A 20,302-nucleotide genomic window follows, 5' to 3' on the forward strand; every position below is an offset into this window, starting at 1 on the left:
TGCAGTTATGTGGGAGAGTATGTCGTCGCCTTTCTTTTAAAAACCCTGTTCTAACGAACGGGGTTTTTTGTTTTATATACTTTTGCTTTTTTTAAACCATATAAGCGATGTAAGTTCATTTTAATTTTTTTTAAATTTTATTGAAATCCCAATTGTCAGTCTGAGCAAAGTCGAAGACCTTGTTACCTGTAAAGCCTTCGACTTCGCTCAGGATGACACCGTGGTTGTTAATCTAAATTTTTGCGAATCTCTGTGTTTGCTTTGTGTAGCTCTGTGTAATCCTTGGGATCAGGGATGTTATTTAACCGCGAAGTTCGCAAAGGTTTACGCAAAGCGCGCTAAGTAGTATGTTATTTGTTAAATCAAAGTTTTGTTGTTTAATAAACTGAATGTATGCTTTTCATCACGGGAGTATGGAGGGATAAACCCTTAGTCCTTTTATTGTTTGTAATTGTTCCGGTGGTTATGATTGCTTTGTACTATTTGGACAGGATACTAAATTTGATGTTTACCAAGATTATACCTTCGTATTTTATCGCAGAAGTACAAAGAAGTAGAATAAATGGTACTAGTTGGGAATGGAATTATTTCCTTTACGGAAATGTAATTCTGGCAAGCTCATTTATACCATTAACAAATTATAATTCGAATTTTTCTTCTGGTAATAATTCGTCGAGTAGTTCGGGATCCTGTAGTTCTTCGTCAGATAGCTCTTGTGGTAGTTCTTGCGGAAGTTCCTGCGGTGGTTGTGGAGGAGATTAAGAAAAACACACTCCTATAAAAGCTACTTAATTTCTTAAGCAGCTTTTTATTGAAATAGGGGAACTAATTACCTATTCTTCTTTTCTCTTCTTCATTTCCAAAATCTCTTTGTTTTGCGTTTATCTTAGTATTTCCGAAATTGTAAATTAAGGAAACTCTGAAAAAACGACTGCTTTCATTTTGGCTGTAAACTTGTTTTATGCCATTTACAACAGAAATAAAATCTTTTAAGTAAGCGGTATTAAAAATATCATTGGCCAGAAACGCGATCTGCATGTTTTTCTTTAATAGATTTTGCTTTATGGCTATAGTTAAACCTGAGGTGTAGCCAATGGTATACAACCCACTTTTTACAGGAGAGCTGTAGGTATAATCAAGTTGCAATTTTGTTGCGGCTCCTAGTGAAAATGTATTGCTTGTAGAAAAATCTAACTGAAGGCCGTTTGTTGGAGTGGCATTTATTGCCGATGTAAAGCTAGTTTTTGATCCTAGGACATACAAAGTGTTTTCTGTTGACCACCAATCGGTAATTTCTGCAGTATAACTTTCTCCAATGCCATAATTTATTCCTTTATAATAATTTTCGCGGGTTACGACTTGGGTATTTGTAGCGGCATCAGAAGTGAAGATTACACCATAACCATCGGTAATGCTATTTAGAAAAATGCTTGTTCTTAGTATTTCTTTATAAGAATGGGATAATTCAAAATTATTACTGAAAGAAGGTTTTAAGAACGGATTTCCTTCTGAATAACTGTTACTGTTAATATAAGTGCGGAATGGATTTAATAAATCAAAACGGGGTCTATTGATTCTTTTACCGTAATTTAAATTAAAACTATTGTTCTCGTCTTTTTTATAAGTAAAATAGAAGGTAGGGAATAACTTGAAATAATTGTTTTTAATCTGTTGATTTAGGTTTGCCGAATACCCATTAGTCTGCGTGTTTTCTGCTCTTAATCCTAATTGAATAGTAAATTTATCATTGATTTTTTTATTCCCATTGACATAAAGTGCCTGATTGTTTTCTTCGTATTCAAATTCATTAGACTGATTCAGATCCGGCATTGGTATTCCGCTCATGTTATCATAAGCAAGTAAGCTGCTTTTGCTTTTTGTATAACTTACTTTAGCACCATAAGACAAATTCATAAATTCGAGAGGATGTTCCATATCAGCTTTTATGCTTTTGTTGGCAATTTCCTGATTAGAAATGTTTCTGCCATATTGATCTAAACTAATGAAAGTCATGTCTTGGGAATATTTTTTTGTTGTAAAGTCGCGATCAAATTTGGAGTCGTAATTGAAATAATCAAAATCTACGGATAGTTTTTTATTCAATGTATCAAATTTTGTCAGCAAGTGTACATTGTAAGTTTGGTTGCCTGAATTCCTGTTGTTAAAACCATCATTCAAAATAATGTTTTTGATATTGTTTTCAGTATCATAATTTTTAATGATAATGTTAGATGCGAAATTAGGATTATTACGGTCGTTCAGATATTGAAAACCAATTGTTGTACGTTGAGAAATGTCATAATCAAGAGTGAGTTTCCCTGAAATATTCTGTTCGTTAATTTTTGATTGGGCATTCATTTGCTGTAATCCGTCAGGAAAATAAAGTTCTAAATTTTCTTCGGAGTTCCTGTAGCCTGATTTTGCGTTCAAGCTCATATTAAAGCGGAATTTATTTTTGTTGTAGAAAAAACTATTTCTCAAAGTATAAATTCCATATTTGTTTTGATCATAAGAAAGGGTAGTGGTATTTTTCCAGGAATCACGAGTTCCTTTTTTCAAGTTGATATTGATAAGTCCGCCAGTTCCGTTTGCATCGTATTTTGCAGGTGGATTGGTAATGATCTCAATATTCTTGATATCATTTGCAGCAATTGATTTCAGAAAACCATTTAGTTCTTCTCCTGATAATTCCAGGATGCGGCCATCAATCATGACACGGGAAGAGCCTTTTCCTAAAATAGTTATAGCATTGTTTTGCACCACTACTCCGGGAGCTGTATTTATGGCACTAAGTGCATCACCTCCGATATTTGAAACGTTGTTTTCAATCGTATAAATCAGACGATCTATTTTTTGTTCGATTGTTCTTTTTTGTGTTTTAATAACAACTTCGTCTAGCTTGGATGCCTTTTTATTTAGAAGAATTAGACCTAAATCAGTGTCTTTTTCAAGTAAAATTTCTTTTTCCCACTCAGTTGTACCAAAGGAATTAATTTTTACCCTGTAGAGGCCTTTATTGACGTTTATTTCAAAAGTGCCTTCTTCATTACTGGTAGTTCCGCTAACGACTTTTCCTTCGGGAGTTGAAATTACAATATTTCCCCAAGGTAATGAAGCCGTTTCGTCTGCTATTTTTCCTTTTAGTTTTAGTGTCGATTGTGCTAAACAAAAGAAAGGCAGTAGTAAAAAAATAAAGAGGTTCGCTTTTTTCATGATTTCTAATTTTAAACTTGTTATTAATTTGAGACAAAGTTGCTTTAGAAATCTTCGATAGGCGACCGATAAAAAAAAGTCGAACCATTTTCTTGAAATGAAATTGGTTCGACTTTTAATTTGCGAAGTTCGACTTTTTACAAACTGCTTAAAATTAGCTGTTTCGGTATGCGGTTGGGGTAAGTTCTGTATATTTTTTGAATGAGGTATTGAAAGATGATTTTGAATTAAAACCAACTTCATATAAGATTTCTAAAACCGTTAAATGGTTTTTGGATTGGTTTTTTAGAATCCCCATGGCTTTTTGAATGCGGTATTCATTCACAAAATCAAAAAAATGCTGATCCATCTGATGATTGATTAAAATCGATAAATCACGAACGGGCATATTAATTTGATTCGAAAGTTGTTGAATGGTAAGGGAGGGATCAAGGTAAGGTTCGTGTTCGGTCATGTATTTTTTTAATGCTTCGATTTGAGAAACAACAGCCGGATCGTTACTATTTTTAGATTCTTCCGGAATCTTGCCTGATTTAGGAAGAATGTCTTTTGTTAGTTCTAGTTGAGAGTTGATGCTTCTAAAAAGTTCGGGGTAATTCAATGCTTTTAAAACAAACCAACAGGTTATGCACAATGCAAAAAGTCCCACTAGTACATTTGCCCAAAGAAAAATATCATTGTAAGCCGTATATCTCAATAAATTTTTGATGACTACAACGCTATGAGCTATAAAAAAGGCAATAGTCATCTGCATTAACCATTTGTAGGTTGAAGTGCTGGCGTTGGCATAATTTTCAAGATAGACCTTTCTGTACTTTTTTAGAATTAGAAAAACACTTATGATGTAGAACAAGTATTGAATTTCGACTATAATTTGAAACGAATAGATTTCCGGCAATTTATTATGAAGCTCAAAAATGTGCTCTTTTTCTGCACCTTCGGCCAGATAAAATCTCGGAGTCAGCATTAAATTTACCAGTATAAAGGGAAGTGTATGGAGTAAATGTTTCGCTTTTAATTTAAAATCAGTGTAGCAAACCGATAAAACATAGAGGTAAAACAAGGGCATTACTAAGAGGCAGGTCGTCCATCTGAGAATCTCTAAATTTAAATGATCAGATATGAAATCGTAAATAAAAAATCCGCTAAGGTCAATTGCTGATAGAATAAGAAAAGCTGCAAACAATCGGTTAGCCTGTTTATTACTAGTTTTTACGGTTAATAGGAAAATAGCAAGAAGCAGCGAAACAGAAATACCAATTGTGGCAACAATGCTTAAAAAGATCAATTTATTCATTACTGTTTTTTTATCAAAAATAATGTTTAATTGATGAAAAACTATAGGTAGATTGAATTTGTTAGTTATAGTAAAAAATAAACAGAAAAGGTTTTATTACATGCCCGGCCAGTACAAAACATTAAACTTATGACCATCGGGATCTGAAAAGCAAAAGGTATATCCCAGTTCGTAATCTTGTGGTTCAGAAAAAATTGTTCCACCGGCTTCACGAACTTTTTCGCACCATTTATCTACCTCTTCTTTATTACTGGCAGAAAGTGAAAATATAATTTCACTTTGAGTTTTCCATTTTCCGATTGCGCCATTTATATCTGTTTCCAATTTGGATCTTTTGAAGAAATTAATGATGAATTTGTTTTTTCCGAAATTGAAACTGGCGTTCTCATTTGAACTGTGTTTATTATTCGATTCAAATCCTAGTTTCGTATAAAATTCATAGGTTGCTATTAGATTGTCTGAAGCTAAATTTGCCCAAATCATTTTCGTTTCCATTTTTCCTGATTTTTAGATTAGTAGAAGTAAAGTTATGATTTTTGGGGATTTGTGTTGTATGCGAAATGTTGTCTCTTTTTTTGGAGAAGCAATTTATCGTAAATTCCAGTTTTTAGCTTTCAGGAAAGAAGTGCAATTTTTGCAAAAGTTCTTTTCCTGATCGATTGGATTTCCTCCTTCGGCATCTCGCATAAGGCAGGTTTTTGTTTTACAATGTGGTAAGCCTTCTGTATGGCCTAATTCATGTAAAACCACTTTGTAGAATTGTTCTTTTTTATTTTTATCCGCTAACCTGAAATCCGAAACAACACAGGCTCTTCCGGGATGATAGCCCAGTCCCATTACACCCCAATCCCGATGACCGTTTTTTGTGACGCTAATGTCTTTATGAGAAAGCCCAACAATAACAGAATCTTTGCCAACATGCGTCTTTAAATTTTTAATTATACTGTCAGCGCGAAATCTGTTTCTGGGTTGATAATAAGAACCGATAGGAAAATCTATTGACTTTCGAAGTACAACATTTGGATTGATTTCCTTGATTTTTTCTAATACCTCACTAGCTGAACCGGATTGGAAGTTTCCCAAAGGCTGTAATACAATAATTTTTGGATGTTGCTCTGTTTTTACTTTTTCACATGAGACAAGAAGTAAAAAACAGAGTAAAAACAGTTTGTTCATGGTTTTACGATTAATGATGAGTTTTTATAATTTTTTAGGGATTTGAAGTAGTTTGCGAAACCATATCGGCTATTCTGAGTTGATTTGTAAAGATCAGATAGCTTCACGGGAGTCTTGCTTAGAAGAATAATTTTTCATCTTTTCAGTTTGATTAGCGCATTCCTCTAAAGCTGCTGCTAAATTTGTATAGGAGGTGCCGTCTATTTGCGTAAAACAACAAATAGCACCTTCGTTCCAGTTACGATATTTTTCTTTCCCTACAAGAGCCCAAATCGCTTCGTTAAATATATAATAATCGTTATAGTAATAAACCGAGATTTTAAAAGTACCATTTGTCTCAAAAATCAGGACAACATTACTTTTGCTATCATCAAATGGATAAAATCGTATCGCTCTTGTTTCGGAGTTCCAGTTTGAATTGTGTTCGTACTTACTTAAGTTGTTATTTTCAACAAAAGACTTCGCAAGATCTAAAACGTATTGATGAAGATTGTTGTTGGCCTTAATTATTTTGGCAAAGTTTTTTTCGTAAAATTCTTTTTCGGTTTTTGTCATTTTTATTCCGTTGGATGAAAAGTGAGTAAGGAAATCTTTGATGAAGAAGTCCCATTTGTTATCAATGCTAAATTCTGCGGTATCAAGTATGTCTTTAAACTTCTCTTTAATTGAAATATACTCCCAATTTATAGGCGGGGTTTCCTTTTTATATGATAAAAGAATAAAGAACTTTTTATGATTAGGGTATTTTTTTTCGATATCATTTACATAGTCTGCAAACGGATTATTCGCAGTATGAAAGATTTTATTTTCGAAAACCACTATACTGTCTTCATTGTAAAAGACTAAATCGATAAGTTTTCCATTGTCTGTTGAAAATTGGGATGATGTTTTACCGTATCCTATAAGACTTTGTAAAGAATCATCGGACACATTTTCTTTTAGAAGGATTTCAATGAAATTGGCTCTTCCTTTATATTGAGTTTCTGAATCTAAAATGTAACTTAAAACTTCAGTAAAAGGATTTTCGTAGAATTTACGTGAACCGATATTGAAAAAATTGTCTTCAAGTTTTACTTTTTTAAAATCGTTATTAGTAAAAAAATCTTCGATTTCGCTGAATGTTGGCATTTAAATTTGTGGTTTTTTTGATGTTGTCTAAAATCGATTTTAATTTAAAAAAGATTATTTTTTAAGAGTGTTTTTGTCTTTTACTGCTATTAATTGTTGGGAAATTATCAATTATTATTTTTTCACAGGCCCTATATAGTTTGGTAATTTGAAGCTTGCTGTTTTTGAAGTTATTGATATTTCGCTTTTCTGGTTCGGACAAATAGAAATTCGGAAATTCCTTTGAATTTTTCCGACTAAAGTAAAATTTGGTTTTATAATGATTTGAGACCTCTATGTATACTTTTTCTTTATTTGATAGTACTACTATTGGAAGTACTTCTTCTTTTGAAATTTGATCTATGGTTTTAGAATCCAATTTTAAGAAACCGCAGTTGTCAATCGGCAAAGGTTCATAGGTAAAGTCCTTATCTATAAGTTGTACAAAACATTTAGCGTTTTCCTGCCAAAAGATATAGGCTTGGAATAAGTTGGTCAAAAAAGTTTCTTTCTTTTCTTCTAAACTTTCGTAATAAGTAGTAATGTTAGAATAATTACTATTTGTCAATATTACATAATTTGTAATCTGTTTTGTACTCATCCTTATACGGGTTTTGGAGATTAAAGTATCTAAGCCATTTACTGCTTTTTGACTTTGTACCGTAGTCGAAACCAGAATTAGTACTAAAATTAGTAGCGGATTTATTTTATAAGTTTTTTGTTGTGCTTTTCTTTTCATTTCGAAATTTTTAAAGCATTTGGATACTTCTTTCCAAAATCGACTATGATCCTTTTTGATTTAAACATCCTATCGAAAGAAGTATTGGATTTAATGTGATAACTAAACATAAGAATTATTTTATACTTATAAAATCTGTTTTTTTAAATCTGCTAATTAAAAGTAATAACCCAAGATAAGTAACGCTTTTGTTCCTGTGTCATCGTAGAGGTAAAAGAAAGTGTAGTTCTATTTTTATGATTAATAAACAAAATATACTTTTTGGATTTTGTTATTTTTGATATGATAGATTGCGGTAGCTTCCACTATTTTATCTCTAACCTGAACACGCTCCTGGTCTATTACAATGTTTTTTTGAACTATTCGGTTTAACAATTGGCAATGTAAATTGGGAGTGCTGTCAAACATTTGCGAATACTCTTTCCGCATTTCTTCTTTGCCTTTGTACATTAACTTATCAGGAAAAAGATAAATTTCTACATCATCAGCGTATGGTTCCAGGAAAGCATCTATGTTCCTGAAATTATAAGCATTTAATTGTCTTTGTGCCAGTGCAATTGGAGTTTCTTCGATTAGTGTTGCAGGATCCAGAACAACTCCTTTGTTGATTACACGATATATTTTTGTGAAGTTTTCAATGGTGTCGACAGGGTTCGCATTCAGTAAAATAAGATTGGCTTTTTTGCCTGCGGTAATTGTTCCAAATTCGTTTTCTTTGTTTAATACTTTTGCTCCGTTTATAGTAGAAGCCTGAATGATCTGCCAATTGTTCATTCCGCTTTTTTGCATGGCCAGTAATTCGTTCAAATAAGAGGAAGCATGCAATGTACCTATGTTTCCGGCATCAGTTCCTGTTGCGATTAGAACACCTGCGTCTGATAGTTTTTTTAGATTTTCTAAAAGGATAGCATTGGTTTTAATGTCTTTTGCAACTTTATCTTCTGAATTCATGTATTTTTTGTATTTATTGACAAGCAGCGTGTCAGATAAATGTCTCAGGTCTAAAAGTGATCCCAATTGAAAAGGATCTGCGGTTTGTAATTCGTGATTGCTTATTTTTAATTTTTGTCCCAAGGTATTTTCGTAACCACTGGATACTTGCAGCGTAGGACAAAGGATTGTTTTGTTCTTTTTCAGCAATTTTACAAAATCGTCTTTTATAATCTCATCATCTACGCTGTGCACCAGGAAATCACAGCCATTTTCTACAGCCAGTTGTGCAGTAATTCTTTCTGTGGCATGTACGGCTACTCTTAATTTATTTTTGTGAGCCTCTTCAATAATGGCTTTTATAACGGGTAGGTTTTTCAGGGCACTGGCTTCGGTTTCTAAACCGTCTGTTCCGGTTATGTACCAGATTTTGATAAAGTCGGGATGATATGGCAATTGTTCGCGTACCATCTTTATTCCGTCATCAACACTTTTTACCAGGCTAAATGGAGCTTCGTCTTTTAAATTTTCATATACTTTAGGTTCATAAGTTGTCAATAATGGACCTGTCATATAGATACTTGGAGCATAATTCGAATCCTTAAATAATGCTCTTTGTTTTAGATAGCTATATGACGCACCCACATCGATCACATTGGTAATACCGTTTTGGAGATATCTTCTCAATTTAGTTTCCATGGTTTGGTGTGCCAATTCGATTTCCTTTGAATATGGAAATTCATTGCTTAAATTGATCACATCTGGTCGGGTGTATAAGCCGCCATTTTGAAAAAAATGAACATGAGCATCCGTCAGTCCCGGAAAGAGATATTTACCGGTTCCGTCAATTACAGTAGCATTCGCAGGTATTTTTATTTTACTGGATTGAATTTTAGAAATCAATTCATTAGTAATTACAACAGTTTGATTGGGAATCAATTTTTGTTTTTCAACATCGGCTAGTGTTACATTGGTAATGTAGGTCTGCGCAAAAAGTGGAAAAGATAAAACTTGAAGTAAAGTGATAAGGATTAATTTTCTGGTCATAAATGGTTTGGTTGTTTTTGGTTTGTAACTTTTTCGCTTATAGTTGGTTTTGCCAGAATCTTACGGTTTTAAACTGAGGCTTGTTTTGAAATTGTAAGTTTAGGTTTTAGCTAAACGAAAATACAAAATAAGATAGTTCCTTTTTAAGGATTCGTGAAGAATACGAAAAATAAGACATAAAAAAAACTCCTTAATTTCTTAAGGAGCTTTCAGAAATTCCTACGAATTCAGCAGTATATTTTATTTTTTAAAAGGCCAATGAATAGAGTAGAGCTAAGTGTTATAATTAGAGTAATAACTACAATTGAAATATTATCCCCATATTGAAATTGGTGATTGCTATAAAGGAGATAAATATCATAAAGGGCGTAAAATTCGTAAATTATACTAGCGAAAATTAGGAGTAGAAGTATATTGCGTACTGCTATTTTTATTGTGCTGGAAGGATTTGATTTTTTTAGAAAAGTTAATAGGGCTAAAACAATAATGAGATACATGAAAAGAATATAATCTGAGATTTTGAATTCTGAATTATGCCCCGCAGCTCCAACTAAAAATTTAGCGATTACTAACAGTGGAATAATCAGGATTAGCAAAAATTGATATATAGTTGCACTTAGTTTAAAGATCTGATTCATGCACTTTTTTTATTTTGAAAAAATTATTGATTGTTGCGATCTTTATTAGGTATATAATTCCTCTACTTTTTGATAATTTCCATTAACAAAGTATTGAAGAAATTTTAAAGCATCACTAAAATTCAATGACCAATAATCATCGACAATCATTTTTTCAGACTCGCCAAATAAACCAAACCAAACTTTAACTTTTTTTGGTCGCTTGTACCATATCGAGAATGAAAGCTTTCTTTGGTCATCATATATTGCAGTTAGGCCAAAACTTTGTTTGCTTTCTATACAGGTGAAATCTAAAGAGGGATTGTATTGAACTTGATTTTCAGGAATAGATTCAGAAAAATCTAATAGCTGAATCCAGGGATAGTTTTCTGCTATTTTTAATACCTCACTTTCTGAAATGGGGTAATTCTTGTACTCGATGTCTTCTTTGTCGGGATGGCAAATTGAATATTTAAAGGTCATGATTGGTTTATAATGTTGAATTATTATGGTCTAGAAAGAAAAAACGTTTACTCTGTTCAAATGTAATAAAATAATTATAGCAGGTAAAGAAAAGGGTGTTCCAAACTTTAACATCATAGCAGGTTTTGTTTGGTAGCCAGTTGGTGTTATGCGTTTGTTATTTTTTTGATGTCCCGATATTCCATTTTCTAAACCCTCCAATTAAAAATAACAAACCTATAAATAGGGCAATTAGTGAATACAATATTTCCAGAAATTGACTGGCCTCTTGTTGTTTAATATCATAAATAAGTTCACCTGCCCCGCGAAACAGATAAATTGCGGCGATAGCAAAAATCGCAGGTTTTAAAAAAGGCAGTTTTCTAAATTTATTAGCTGCCGAAAGTCCATAAAGACCAAAAATAAAAAAGACGATTGCGACAAAGATTGTTACTAAATAGGGGAGCGAAAAATGTTTTTGGGCAAGTCTCTCCATTTCTTTCCCAATTCCTGTTACTTCAAACATTTTGTTGGCCCAAAGGAGTCCGACTAAATGTGCTATTGCAATTAAAATATTTGTATATCCTCCAAGACTTAGTAATCTGTTTTTTTGTTGCATTGTATGTAAAATTGGGATGATTATTTTTTGTGTTTGATTGTTTTCTTTTACAAATATCTTTCAAAAAAGACAGTTCCCATTTGATGTAAATCAAATTCGATTTTTAGGATTGCGAATTCTGCTCAATGTTTCAAGTGTTATCCCTAAATAAGATGCAATATGGGTTAGAGGTACTCTTTGTATGATATCCCGACGTACATTGATCAGGTTTTCAAATTTCTGTTGTGCGGTCTCAAATTGTATAGAAACAATTCTTTGCTGAAGATGAAGCATCGTTTTTGTTACTGCAATTCTGCCTAATCGTTCAAAACAATGGTGTTTGTCTATTAAGTCAAAAATTACCTCTCTTGTAATTTCCAGGAAGGTTGTAGGTTCCAGTAATTCAAAATTGTGTTTGCTTGGGATGTTTTGATAAAAACTGTTATTGGAACATATAAAGTCATTTTCAAAAGCAAACCAATCCGTAATTTCTCTGTCTTCTTTATAGTAAAATGCCCTCACACATCCACTGATAATAAAATACAGTTTATCGGAAAACTGTCCTTCTTTTTCTATTATTGTTGTTTTTTTGAGGCTTACTAATCTGCAAGCGTTCGTCAGGTCTTTTTTGCAATCGGTAGTTAGAGGTGTATAATTGTTGCTTATTAGCTCTATTGCATTCTCTATTTGTGATGTGTCTTTCATGTCTAACTTAGCTGTCAATCGAAACTTTAATTTGGTTATTGTTCTCAAAGGAAACATTGAAAAAGTAGTTTTGACTTTCTTTTTCCTGAAATGGCATTTTAAATTTTTTATCGGATGTTGAAATTTGCTTAGGGTTTTAAAAAAGGAATTATAAACAACTAAAATAGTGTTTTTAGGATTAAGTTGGAAAGTTGTCGTGAACAGAGGGAAAGTCATAATATAATATATTTAAGGTGTAGAATTAAGAAGCGAGTCTTATTCGCTTGAATAGGAAGATTTTTTTGTGTATGGAATGAAGTATATTTACATTCGGGACTTGTTGAGAGAAGTGGTTACCACGATTGTGTTAGAAGTGAATTAGAATAAAAAAATAACCTTTAAGGAAATAAAACTATAAATGAATTCATTGGTATCGTATTTTTCAAAACTTGGTTTTTCGGAACGGGATCTTGCGGAGTTTTTGAGTGGTGTCAAAACACGTCAATTTTCGGCAAATGAGTTGATTTTATCAAGTGGTCAGTCTGAGAATTATTTGTCTTTTATAGACAAGGGGATTGTTCGTTATTTTGTATTAATTGAGGATAAAGAAATTACATTTGATTTTGCTTTTGAGCATTCCTTTTATTGTGCCTATGATTCGTTTTACAACAGAGCTAAAACCCAAGTGTATATTCAGGCTCTGACAGATTGTGTATTGTATTCTGTTTCTTATGATAAGTTGCAGGAACTTTATGAAAAATGTGAAGCTGCCCGAAAGTTAGGTCAGATTGCCACAGAATATCTGTTGAGTAAAAAAGTAAAGAGAGAATTAAATCTTTTGACCAAAACACCACAGGAGAGGTATGAGAATCTTCTTGAAGAGCAACCAAAATACATTCAACAAATTCCGTTGAAATATTTGGCATCCTATATTGGCGTTGTTCCCGAAACGCTAAGTAGAATCCGAAAACGCATTTCTTGACGAAAGTCAATTTTCAAAACAGGTATTAAGTTCAATTTTGTGCTAGTATTTAATCCTTAAATTTAGAACAAAATGAAAGTTACCATTACGCATATTGACACAGCCTGTGTTTTGCTGAACATAAATGGATTTAAAATTATTACGGATCCGACATTAGATAAAAAAGACGGTTTTTTTCCGCAGTATGTGAGTCGGCCTATGGCATTTTCGAAGAAATATATTGACCCTGCATTATCAGTAGAAGAAATTGGAAAAGTAGATTTGGTTTTGTTGAGCCATGACCATCATAGCGATAATTTAGATAAAAATGGCAGAGCGTTTATCAAAACTGTTCCCATTGTTCTTTCGACAAAAGATGCTGTAAAACGTTTGAAAAACAACAACACAATTGGTCTTGATAATTGGGAGGAATATGCTATTGAGACTGCAAAAGTAAAAGGTTTAAAAATAACAGCTATTCCCGCTCAGCACACCAATATCAAAAGACTGGATAAAGTGATGGGCAAAGTAATAGGTTTTGCCATAGAATGGGAAGGGCAAACAAAAGGTTGTATTTATATCTCCGGCGATACGGTTCTTTTTGAAGGTTTGTATGAATTGAAAGAAAGAAAAAAAGTCGACATAGCGATACTGCATTTGGGAGCCGGAGCATTTCCGTATTTAAAAAAGAATCTAAGAGTTACAATGAATGGCGATGAAGCTCTTGAAACAACGAGGCTTTTAGATCCCGGTATTGTAATTCCAATTCACTATGAAGGCTGGTGGCATTTTAAGCAATCTGCTAAATCATTGAAAGCGGAGATTGAGAAGTCAGGCTTAAAGGAAAAATTTCTATGGTTGAAAAGTGGAGTTGAGGCGGAATTGGAAATTTAATAGTGATGAGAAAAAAAATGATCATAAAAAAAACTCCTTAAATTTTTTAAGGAGTTTCTTTGCGGAGCGCCAGGAATGTCAATTGAACGCTTAATGCTAATTTTGACCTTTTGTGAAAACATAAAATAAATAATAAAAGATTTCGGGCTTTGGATTTGTACATCAACCCGATTTACGAAAAACACATCTTAGTGGTTGCTTTTATTTTTAGATATCTTAATGATTTTAAAGTCTCCTCCGCTACTATCTGCTGTAAATAGCCCTATTTTTCCTGCTGTTTGATTGTTGAGTTTTTTGACTATTAGCGAAGGGTGAGTTGCATTGTTTATATAAGCTTTAACAGTTGTGCTGTCGATTACTAATTTCATTGTAAACCAATCACTAGGGTTCGGGGGATTGATGATTTCTTGCTCAAAAAGGGCATTTCTTTCCTTTCTCAATTTTTCCCACGTGTAATATGGATGTGAAATATATTGCACAGCATGAATTCTCCGAACAGAGTCTTTAGTAAAAAAATTGAAAGGACGACAATAAACAGCATCATAATTAATATCATCGGCACCATGAAAGGCAATCCCAATAAAACTTCGTTGAAAAACATCTTTTCCTCGCATTTCAATTTCAATTGTACCGTTTTCAAAGTCTTTAACAGGCAACCATACAATGCCTTCCTTTTTACTTTCCGATATTTTTAGATAGCTTCCATTATCACTGGAAACAATTTTGATTTCTCTATTTACTGATTTCAATTTTCCTTTTTTGTATAGATTGGCGAGCTCGATGACTTGTTGTCGTTGCCCTAATAGTAAGTAGGGGAGTAATATCAGAGTAAAAATATATTTAAATTTTGTTCTCTTTTTCATTGAAAGGATATTTTAATTGTCTAAAAATTTAAGTGGCTCATTCTGTGTTTTGAACAATGTTTCCCTGGATTTTTTTATTTGTGCTAAGGTTTAATTAAGGTATATTTTGATGATGGAAATATTGTATTATAAGTGTTGAAATTCGTTTTTGGAGACAATCTGATTAATGACTGAAAAATAGATAATATTCTAAAATGATTTCGATAAGGAATAGTGCCTGTTTTTTGATAAATTAGTATCATCTACAAAAGTATAATATTAAGGAAACAGAATAATTACCAGTTAGATAACAGAACTACCATTTTGATAAGCATTTCTAAATTCTTTTGGAGAAATTCCTGTTTGTGCCTTGAAGAAACGTGTCAGATGATTTGCATGGGAGAATTGCAGTATGTACGAAATTTCATTTATGTTTAGTTTCGTATAAGATAGCAGAGACTTTATTTCGAAGAGAATAAATTCATTTACCATTTCAGAAGCGGTAGTTCCGAACTGTTTTTTGATGCATTTATTTAGTGTTACTCTACTAATGCCTAATTCTTGTGCGTAATAATCAATGTTTCTTGTTTTTCTGACTTCATTTTGCAGAATTTCTTTGAACATAAATGCAATGCTATTATTTTTTGTTTCTGAAGATAGAAGGTAATGCTCTGCATAGGCTCGATTGAGTTTAATTAGTATAAAGTATAACAGTGCTCTTATAATATGTTCGCTATCTGATCTAAATGTTTTTATCTCATTGAGCAGTTCTTGGATTGTATTCGACAACTGTGATGAAAAGTCATCATTAGTCTTTAGATAGAGTGGTTTGGTTTTGTTGTAGAAAAACTGTAGCCTGAAAGAGAATAGTTTATCCGAGAAGAAATTAGACAAAAAGCCCTCTTGAAAAAACAAGAAACTACATTCAACTTTAGTCTTGTCCAAAAACCATCTTCTTTTTTGAAATGGAGAAATAAAAATGACTATGTTGTCAGAAATTTCAATTCTTTGCTGATCGAGTTCTAGATAGCCATTTCCTTTAGAGAAGAATATAAGCTCATAAAAATCTGTGTCATGAAGCTCACTTTCAAAAAAATAATGTGAAATGTCTTTATAGGTGCCTATGTCTATCAGGAGCTCAACATTATACTTATTTTTTAAGAATTTAAATGTTTTCATTGTTAACACATTTTTCGCATTATTTAGTATACGGATATATAAATTCGAAGAGAATAGGTCGGCTCATTTTGCTAGGAATCATTTACACAATCCAATAGAAGCTGTTAAAAGTAGTTATTTAAACCTAAACTATGGATCAACACGAAAAACTTTGGAGAGATAAAAATCTTCGAGAGTATCGTGTTTGTTTAACCGCGAGGGCCACAAAGGTTTTGGCAAGGTTCGCTAAGATAAAAAATAGCAGTTTCGATAAAAGCTTTGCGGGCTCCTATGTTTGCAGTGAAATTTTTTCACACACATTTAGGAGATTTATTCAGATTGTTTTTATCTGAGCACAAAACAAATATCGGCTTAATCTGCAAAATCTGCGTGCAAAAGACTTTGCTTTGTGTTAATACTTTGCAGGCTATTTGCGATAAAAGCTAACAAACTATTCTATAGAGATTGGCTTCTTGATCTCGAAAAAATAGCAGTTTTTTCGAACAATAAAAAAACCTCCAAAATCAATGACTTTGGAGGTTTGTTAAAAAGTGGTGGGCGATGAGGGGTTCGAACCCCCGACCCCCTCGGTGTAAACGAGGTGCTCTGAACCAGCTGAGCTAATCGCCCTGTTTTACTAGGGTTGCGTTTTCAATATAAAAAAACGCTTTGTTTTTTTTAAAGAACTTTTTTGGTGGGCGATGAGGGGTTCGAACCCCCGACCCCCTCGGTGTAAACGAGGTGCTCTGAACCAGCTGAGCTAATCGCCCTGTTTTACTAGGGTTGCGTTTTCAATATAAAAAAACGCTTTGTTTTTTTTAAAGAACTTTTTTGGTGGGCGATGAGGGGTTCGAACCCCCGACCCCCTCGGTGTAAACGAGGTGCTCTGAACCAGCTGAGCTAATCGCCCTATTTTACTAGGTTGCTATCGTTTGTGATTGCGAGTGCAAATATACTCTTGTTTTTGATTTCTGCAAAGAAAATCCCGTAAAATTTTAAAGTTTTTTTCTTGAAATGCTATATTCCGCTGGTGTTGAATTTATTATAAAGAACGAAAAAAATGATTTTTTTACAACTATTTTGGCTTTGCTTACTTTAATGGCAATTCGGCAACGACAAAAGTGCTTCCTCCAACATAAATAAAGTCATTTGGGGAGGCATTTTTCTTTGCTTGAGAGAAAGCAGCTTCGACAGTATCGTATTTTTCGCCCAGTAAATCGTATTTTTTTGCTTCGTTTTGTAAAATCTCAGTGCTCAAACCTCTTGATGAATCCGGTCGGCAGAAATAATAATGTGCTTTTTTAGGGAAAAGAGGTAAAATAGAATCGAGGTCTTTGTCGTTGACAACCCCCAAAACAATATGAAGATTTTCAAAAGTCTCCTTTTGAATCTGATTCATTACCACAGTAAGCCCGTGTTTGTTGTGCGCCGTGTCGCAAATTATTTTCGGATTTTCGCCCAACTGTTGCCATCTTCCCTGAAGGCCGGTATTTTTGCTAACGTTTAATAATCCGTTTTTTAGGTTTTCAGCGCTAACTTTAAACTCGTTCTGCTCATTTAGAACAGCGATCGTTTCTTGTACCGTTTTTTTATTGTGAAATTGATAATCGCCAAGTAAGTCAGATGGAAAAACTTCCTGAATCAAATCAGAGGCAAAATAAATCGGAGCGTTTTTTTCTTTGGCTTTGCCTAAAAAAACAGGTTGCGTTTCAGTAGTGTATTCTCCAATAACAACAGGTATGTCGGATTTTATGATTCCTGCTTTCTCGCCTGCGATTGCTGCTGGAGTATTTCCTAGAAATTGGGTGTGGTCTAAATCTATATTGGTGATAACAGAAACCAGTGGAGTGATAATATTGGTGGCATCGAGACGCCCGCCCAGGCCAACTTCAATGATTGCGATATCTGTTTTTTCTGTTGCAAAATAATCAAATGCCAAACCAACCGACATTTCGAAGAAACTCATGTCGTTAGATTCGAAGAAACTTTTGTGTTTGGCGATAAAGGAACAAACAAAATCTTCCGAAATCTCAAGACCATTTATTTTAATTCGTTCTCTGAAATCTTTGAGATGTGGAGAAGTATACAATCCGACCTTGTATCCGGCTTCCTGCAATACGGAGGCCAGCATATGTGATGTAGAACCTTTGCCATTTGTTCCCGCAACATGAATGCATTTTAACTGATGCTCAGGATTGCCAAGATGCGCCGCAAGCAACTTAATATTAGTTAAATCTTCTTTGTACGCCGAAGCCCCCTGTAGCTGGTACATAGGTAATTGGTTAAACATCCAATTGGTGGTCTCTTGATAGTTCATTTTGTTTGGATAAAATGGTGGTGAATTGAAATAATTTCCGTTTTTTTTAGTTTAATACTACAATGAAAATTATCTTTATTGCAAAATTGGAATATTTTTTAGAATTAATTATTAAAAACAAGAATTAAAATATGTTTAGCCTCATTCAATTACAAACTGATACTATAGCAAATGCCGCATCTAATGTAGTTATCGAAAAAATTGCCCCAAATACAGAAATCTCTGTTTTAGGATTTATCTTAAAAGGAGGTTTTTTTCTGATTCCGATTGCTCTCTTACTGTTTTATACTTTTTACATTATTATTGAACGTTATTTATACATCAGTAAGGCTTCTAAAATTGACAATAGATTGATGCAGGATGTGGGGGATAAACTGAATGCCGGAAATATTGAATTGGCCAGAACAATTGTAGAAAGAAGTAATACCGCTGTCGGAAATATTCTGAAAGAAGGCGTATTGGTTATCGGAAGACCGATTGCCGAAATCGAATCGAATATGGACCGTGCTGCGGATATCGAAATTGGAGAAATGGAAAGGCGTTTAGGGCACTTAGGACTTATCGCCGGTATTGCACCAACTCTTGGATTTATTGGAACAATTTCGGGAGTTATTAAAATTTTCTACAGTATTTCGGTTACGGAGAATATTAGTATCGGTAATATTTCAGGAGGTTTGTACGAAAAAATGATCAGTAGTGGATCGGGGTTAATTGTGGGGATTATTGCCTATAGTGCTTACCATTTACTGAATGGAAAGATTGATGATTTTGCTTTAAAAATTCAAAAACAGATATTAGAATTTGTCAATATAATTCAAAGAGCATAAGCCCATGTCTATTAAAAGAAAAAGAAGATTTCATGCTGAGGTGGCGACATCGTCATTAAGTGATATTATGTTTTTCCTGTTGTTGTTTTTTCTTATTATCTCAACACTTGCAAATCCGAATGTTATTAAAATGACTTTGCCTAAAGCCAAAGCCAACGAAAAAACGAATAAACAGCTGATTAGTTTGTCGGTTACAGAAGATAAAAAGTTTTATATAGACAAAGAACCGGTAGATTTTGAAAACCTGGAAACTTCCTTAATGTCCAAAATAGGAGCAGACAAACAACAAACGGTTGTAGTGCGTATTCCGTTTAATTTGCAAGTACAGGATTTAGTCGATGTACTGCAGATAGGAGTAAAGAATAATTTGAAGTTTGTAATCGCTACTAGTCCGAAATAATTAGGTGACGTATAAAAAATATACCCGACAGTTTTCAAAAAACTGTCGGGTATATTTTTTATTTTTTAGTTTAAACTGAAATTATAAACAATCCTGCCAACTTGTTTTGCCGAAGCATTGTTGTCCGGTTCCCATTTTGTATTCAGGGCGGCAATTTTGGCTTGATCTAATAAACATCTCGCTAAATTGGTTGTTCCTTTTATTCCTGCGGTTGCACTGATTGTTTTTCCGGTTTGATCTACTGTAACTTCAACTACCACTTTTCCGGCCTCGTCACAAGTGTATTTTGGGGCAGGTTTTGATAATGCTTTTCGATTTCCAAGGGAATAGCCCGAGCCTCCACCTGATCCTCCGCCACTTCCGGGGCCATAACCACTCCCTGTGCCAGTGCCGTTTCCGGTTCCATGACCGCCTCCGGTTCCTCCGCCTGAACCTCCCGTTCCGTAATAATCGTTTGAACCTAAACTTCCGTTGGCTTTTCCTTTGTTTCCTGCCGTTTTATCATTTCCGTCTCCACCTTTGTTGGATCCTTTTAAGATACTCGATAAGGCATCATTTGTAGAATTGGATACCTTTGGTTTTTCCGGTACCGGTTTTACTGTTGGTTTTTCAACCGGAGTATTTTTTTTAGGTTTCTCTTTCGTTGGAATAACGACACTTTCGTCTGTATTGTTGTTTTCTTGTGTGATAATGGCTTCTTCAGGAGTCGCCTTTGCGGGAGTTTGTTTGGCTTCGTTTTTCACCTCGAGAACTTCGCTTTTGTAATTCGCACCGGATCCTAAATCACTGTCTCCAAAATTTACCGTTACGCCACCACCGCCACCGCCGGAAGCAAGGGCGACGTTGTTTTCGGGATTATAAGGAGGCCAAAAACGAATGAAAAACAACAATAGTAGCAGCGCTGCATAGATTGCAGTCGAGATGAGTAGTGATTTCTTTTTATCTGAAGAATCCTTAGAAGTCATTTTGATTCTGAGTTTTGTAATTGTATTAAATAAAAACGCTTAAAAGTAGTAAAAATTGTTTGTATTTG

The 20,302-nt window shown here is 33.8% G+C and carries 19 protein-coding genes and 3 tRNA genes; 5 read left to right on the forward strand and 17 right to left on the reverse strand.

Translation table 11 applies throughout. The annotated features are described in order from the left end of the window. Positions 1 to 393 precede the first annotated feature (393 nt). A complete protein-coding gene (locus G3A47_RS23675; protein WP_208328383.1) occupies positions 394 to 762 on the forward strand; it encodes a hypothetical protein in 369 nt (122 codons plus the stop codon). Positions 763 to 825: 63 nt separating this feature from the next. Here G3A47_RS23675 and G3A47_RS21255 read toward each other — a convergent pair whose 3' ends face one another. From G3A47_RS21255 to G3A47_RS21300, 10 genes are all read right to left on the reverse strand, one after another. Next, positions 826 to 3,213, reverse strand: coding sequence for a TonB-dependent receptor domain-containing protein (locus tag G3A47_RS21255; RefSeq protein ID WP_166926093.1), 2,388 nt, complete (start codon positions 3,211 to 3,213; stop codon positions 826 to 828). Between the two features lie 154 nt (positions 3,214 to 3,367). After that, on the reverse strand, positions 3,368 to 4,510 hold the full coding sequence (locus G3A47_RS21260; protein WP_166926095.1) for a helix-turn-helix domain-containing protein: 1,143 nt from the start codon (positions 4,508 to 4,510) through the stop codon (positions 3,368 to 3,370). A gap of 96 nt (positions 4,511 to 4,606) precedes the next feature. Continuing rightward, on the reverse strand, positions 4,607 to 5,005 hold the full coding sequence (locus G3A47_RS21265) for a VOC family protein (protein ID WP_166926097.1): 399 nt from the start codon (positions 5,003 to 5,005) through the stop codon (positions 4,607 to 4,609). 93 nt (positions 5,006 to 5,098) lie between these two features. Next, the gene (locus G3A47_RS21270; RefSeq protein WP_166926099.1) at positions 5,099 to 5,686 is read right to left on the reverse strand and encodes a Zn-dependent protease; all 588 of its coding nucleotides are present in this window, start codon (positions 5,684 to 5,686) and stop codon (positions 5,099 to 5,101) included. A gap of 93 nt (positions 5,687 to 5,779) precedes the next feature. Continuing rightward, on the reverse strand, positions 5,780 to 6,814 hold the full coding sequence (locus G3A47_RS21275; RefSeq protein WP_166926101.1) for a PDDEXK-like family protein: 1,035 nt from the start codon (positions 6,812 to 6,814) through the stop codon (positions 5,780 to 5,782). A 61-nt stretch (positions 6,815 to 6,875) separates the two neighbouring features. Beyond that, the gene (locus tag G3A47_RS21280; RefSeq protein WP_166926103.1) at positions 6,876 to 7,532 is read right to left on the reverse strand and encodes a hypothetical protein; all 657 of its coding nucleotides are present in this window, start codon (positions 7,530 to 7,532) and stop codon (positions 6,876 to 6,878) included. 240 nt (positions 7,533 to 7,772) lie between these two features. Next, positions 7,773 to 9,509 carry an amidohydrolase family protein gene (locus tag G3A47_RS21285; protein WP_166926112.1) on the reverse strand — a complete coding sequence of 579 codons (1,737 nt, stop codon included), beginning with the start codon at positions 9,507 to 9,509 and terminating at the stop codon, positions 7,773 to 7,775. Between the two features lie 683 nt (positions 9,510 to 10,192). Continuing rightward, positions 10,193 to 10,609, reverse strand: a complete 417-nt coding sequence (locus tag G3A47_RS21290; protein ID WP_166926114.1) for a hypothetical protein — start codon at positions 10,607 to 10,609, stop codon at positions 10,193 to 10,195. A 157-nt stretch (positions 10,610 to 10,766) separates the two neighbouring features. Beyond that, positions 10,767 to 11,207 carry a hypothetical protein gene (locus tag G3A47_RS21295; protein ID WP_166926116.1) on the reverse strand — a complete coding sequence of 147 codons (441 nt, stop codon included), beginning with the start codon at positions 11,205 to 11,207 and terminating at the stop codon, positions 10,767 to 10,769. Positions 11,208 to 11,297: 90 nt separating this feature from the next. After that, positions 11,298 to 11,948, reverse strand: a complete 651-nt coding sequence (locus tag G3A47_RS21300) for a Crp/Fnr family transcriptional regulator (RefSeq protein ID WP_208328384.1) — start codon at positions 11,946 to 11,948, stop codon at positions 11,298 to 11,300. A 340-nt stretch (positions 11,949 to 12,288) separates the two neighbouring features. On the opposite strand from G3A47_RS21300, the gene G3A47_RS21305 reads away from it, so the two are divergent. Together G3A47_RS21305 and G3A47_RS21310 are read left to right on the forward strand one after the other, a co-directional pair. After that, positions 12,289 to 12,852 carry a Crp/Fnr family transcriptional regulator gene (locus G3A47_RS21305; RefSeq protein ID WP_166926118.1) on the forward strand — a complete coding sequence of 188 codons (564 nt, stop codon included), beginning with the start codon at positions 12,289 to 12,291 and terminating at the stop codon, positions 12,850 to 12,852. 72 nt (positions 12,853 to 12,924) lie between these two features. Continuing rightward, the gene (locus G3A47_RS21310; protein ID WP_166926120.1) at positions 12,925 to 13,725 is read left to right on the forward strand and encodes an MBL fold metallo-hydrolase; all 801 of its coding nucleotides are present in this window, start codon (positions 12,925 to 12,927) and stop codon (positions 13,723 to 13,725) included. Between the two features lie 188 nt (positions 13,726 to 13,913). Here the strand turns inward: G3A47_RS21310 and G3A47_RS21315 are convergent, their stop codons facing one another. From G3A47_RS21315 to G3A47_RS21340, 6 genes are all read right to left on the reverse strand, one after another. Next, a complete protein-coding gene (locus tag G3A47_RS21315; RefSeq protein ID WP_166926122.1) occupies positions 13,914 to 14,588 on the reverse strand; it encodes a hypothetical protein in 675 nt (224 codons plus the stop codon). A 282-nt stretch (positions 14,589 to 14,870) separates the two neighbouring features. Continuing rightward, positions 14,871 to 15,746 (reverse strand): AraC family transcriptional regulator, encoded by an 876-nt coding sequence (locus G3A47_RS21320; RefSeq protein ID WP_166926124.1) that lies wholly within the window; start codon positions 15,744 to 15,746, stop codon positions 14,871 to 14,873. A gap of 531 nt (positions 15,747 to 16,277) precedes the next feature. Next, positions 16,278 to 16,355, reverse strand: a tRNA-Val gene (locus G3A47_RS21325). Positions 16,356 to 16,417: 62 nt separating this feature from the next. Then, positions 16,418 to 16,495, reverse strand: a tRNA-Val gene (locus G3A47_RS21330). 62 nt (positions 16,496 to 16,557) lie between these two features. Continuing rightward, positions 16,558 to 16,635 (reverse strand) — tRNA-Val (locus G3A47_RS21335). Positions 16,636 to 16,815: 180 nt separating this feature from the next. Further along, positions 16,816 to 18,042: a bifunctional folylpolyglutamate synthase/dihydrofolate synthase gene (locus tag G3A47_RS21340; protein ID WP_166926127.1), complete on the reverse strand. Its 1,227-nt coding sequence runs from the start codon at positions 18,040 to 18,042 to the stop codon at positions 16,816 to 16,818. Positions 18,043 to 18,173: 131 nt separating this feature from the next. Between G3A47_RS21340 and G3A47_RS21345 the strand changes: the two genes are divergently transcribed. Next, positions 18,174 to 18,869 carry a MotA/TolQ/ExbB proton channel family protein gene (locus G3A47_RS21345; RefSeq protein WP_166926129.1) on the forward strand — a complete coding sequence of 232 codons (696 nt, stop codon included), beginning with the start codon at positions 18,174 to 18,176 and terminating at the stop codon, positions 18,867 to 18,869. Between the two features lie 4 nt (positions 18,870 to 18,873). Further along, positions 18,874 to 19,269 carry an ExbD/TolR family protein gene (locus G3A47_RS21350; protein ID WP_047774417.1) on the forward strand — a complete coding sequence of 132 codons (396 nt, stop codon included), beginning with the start codon at positions 18,874 to 18,876 and terminating at the stop codon, positions 19,267 to 19,269. A gap of 65 nt (positions 19,270 to 19,334) precedes the next feature. Here G3A47_RS21350 and G3A47_RS21355 read toward each other — a convergent pair whose 3' ends face one another. Further along, on the reverse strand, positions 19,335 to 20,234 hold the full coding sequence (locus tag G3A47_RS21355; protein ID WP_166926131.1) for an energy transducer TonB: 900 nt from the start codon (positions 20,232 to 20,234) through the stop codon (positions 19,335 to 19,337). Positions 20,235 to 20,302: the final 68 nt, after the last annotated feature.

The sequence above is a fragment of the Flavobacterium poyangense genome (assembly GCF_011751075.1).
GTDB lineage: Bacteria > Bacteroidota > Bacteroidia > Flavobacteriales > Flavobacteriaceae > Flavobacterium > Flavobacterium poyangense.

What these genes read in the sequence shown, in the direction of transcription:
- G3A47_RS21305 (WP_166926118.1), top strand. Translation starts at nt 12,289, where the DNA reads ATGAATTCATTGGTATCGTATTTTTCAAAACTTGGTTTTTCGGAACGG.
- G3A47_RS21350 (WP_047774417.1), top strand. Translation starts at nt 18,874, where the DNA reads ATGTCTATTAAAAGAAAAAGAAGATTTCATGCTGAGGTGGCGACATCG.
- G3A47_RS23675 (WP_208328383.1), top strand. Translation starts at nt 394, where the DNA reads ATGCTTTTCATCACGGGAGTATGGAGGGATAAACCCTTAGTCCTTTTA.
- G3A47_RS21260 (WP_166926095.1), bottom strand. Translation starts at nt 4,510, where the DNA reads ATGAATAAATTGATCTTTTTAAGCATTGTTGCCACAATTGGTATTTCT.
- G3A47_RS21280 (WP_166926103.1), bottom strand. Translation starts at nt 7,532, where the DNA reads ATGAAAAGAAAAGCACAACAAAAAACTTATAAAATAAATCCGCTACTA.
- G3A47_RS21345 (WP_166926129.1), top strand. Translation starts at nt 18,174, where the DNA reads ATGTTTAGCCTCATTCAATTACAAACTGATACTATAGCAAATGCCGCA.
- G3A47_RS21275 (WP_166926101.1), bottom strand. Translation starts at nt 6,814, where the DNA reads ATGCCAACATTCAGCGAAATCGAAGATTTTTTTACTAATAACGATTTT.
- G3A47_RS21300 (WP_208328384.1), bottom strand. Translation starts at nt 11,948, where the DNA reads ATGTTTCCTTTGAGAACAATAACCAAATTAAAGTTTCGATTGACAGCT.
- G3A47_RS21265 (WP_166926097.1), bottom strand. Translation starts at nt 5,005, where the DNA reads ATGGAAACGAAAATGATTTGGGCAAATTTAGCTTCAGACAATCTAATA.
- G3A47_RS21320 (WP_166926124.1), bottom strand. Translation starts at nt 15,746, where the DNA reads ATGAAAACATTTAAATTCTTAAAAAATAAGTATAATGTTGAGCTCCTG.
- G3A47_RS21270 (WP_166926099.1), bottom strand. Translation starts at nt 5,686, where the DNA reads ATGAACAAACTGTTTTTACTCTGTTTTTTACTTCTTGTCTCATGTGAA.
- G3A47_RS21295 (WP_166926116.1), bottom strand. Translation starts at nt 11,207, where the DNA reads ATGCAACAAAAAAACAGATTACTAAGTCTTGGAGGATATACAAATATT.
- G3A47_RS21355 (WP_166926131.1), bottom strand. Translation starts at nt 20,234, where the DNA reads ATGACTTCTAAGGATTCTTCAGATAAAAAGAAATCACTACTCATCTCG.
- G3A47_RS21255 (WP_166926093.1), bottom strand. Translation starts at nt 3,213, where the DNA reads ATGAAAAAAGCGAACCTCTTTATTTTTTTACTACTGCCTTTCTTTTGT.
- G3A47_RS21290 (WP_166926114.1), bottom strand. Translation starts at nt 10,609, where the DNA reads ATGACCTTTAAATATTCAATTTGCCATCCCGACAAAGAAGACATCGAG.
- G3A47_RS21340 (WP_166926127.1), bottom strand. Translation starts at nt 18,042, where the DNA reads ATGAACTATCAAGAGACCACCAATTGGATGTTTAACCAATTACCTATG.
- G3A47_RS21315 (WP_166926122.1), bottom strand. Translation starts at nt 14,588, where the DNA reads ATGAAAAAGAGAACAAAATTTAAATATATTTTTACTCTGATATTACTC.
- G3A47_RS21285 (WP_166926112.1), bottom strand. Translation starts at nt 9,509, where the DNA reads ATGACCAGAAAATTAATCCTTATCACTTTACTTCAAGTTTTATCTTTT.
- G3A47_RS21310 (WP_166926120.1), top strand. Translation starts at nt 12,925, where the DNA reads ATGAAAGTTACCATTACGCATATTGACACAGCCTGTGTTTTGCTGAAC.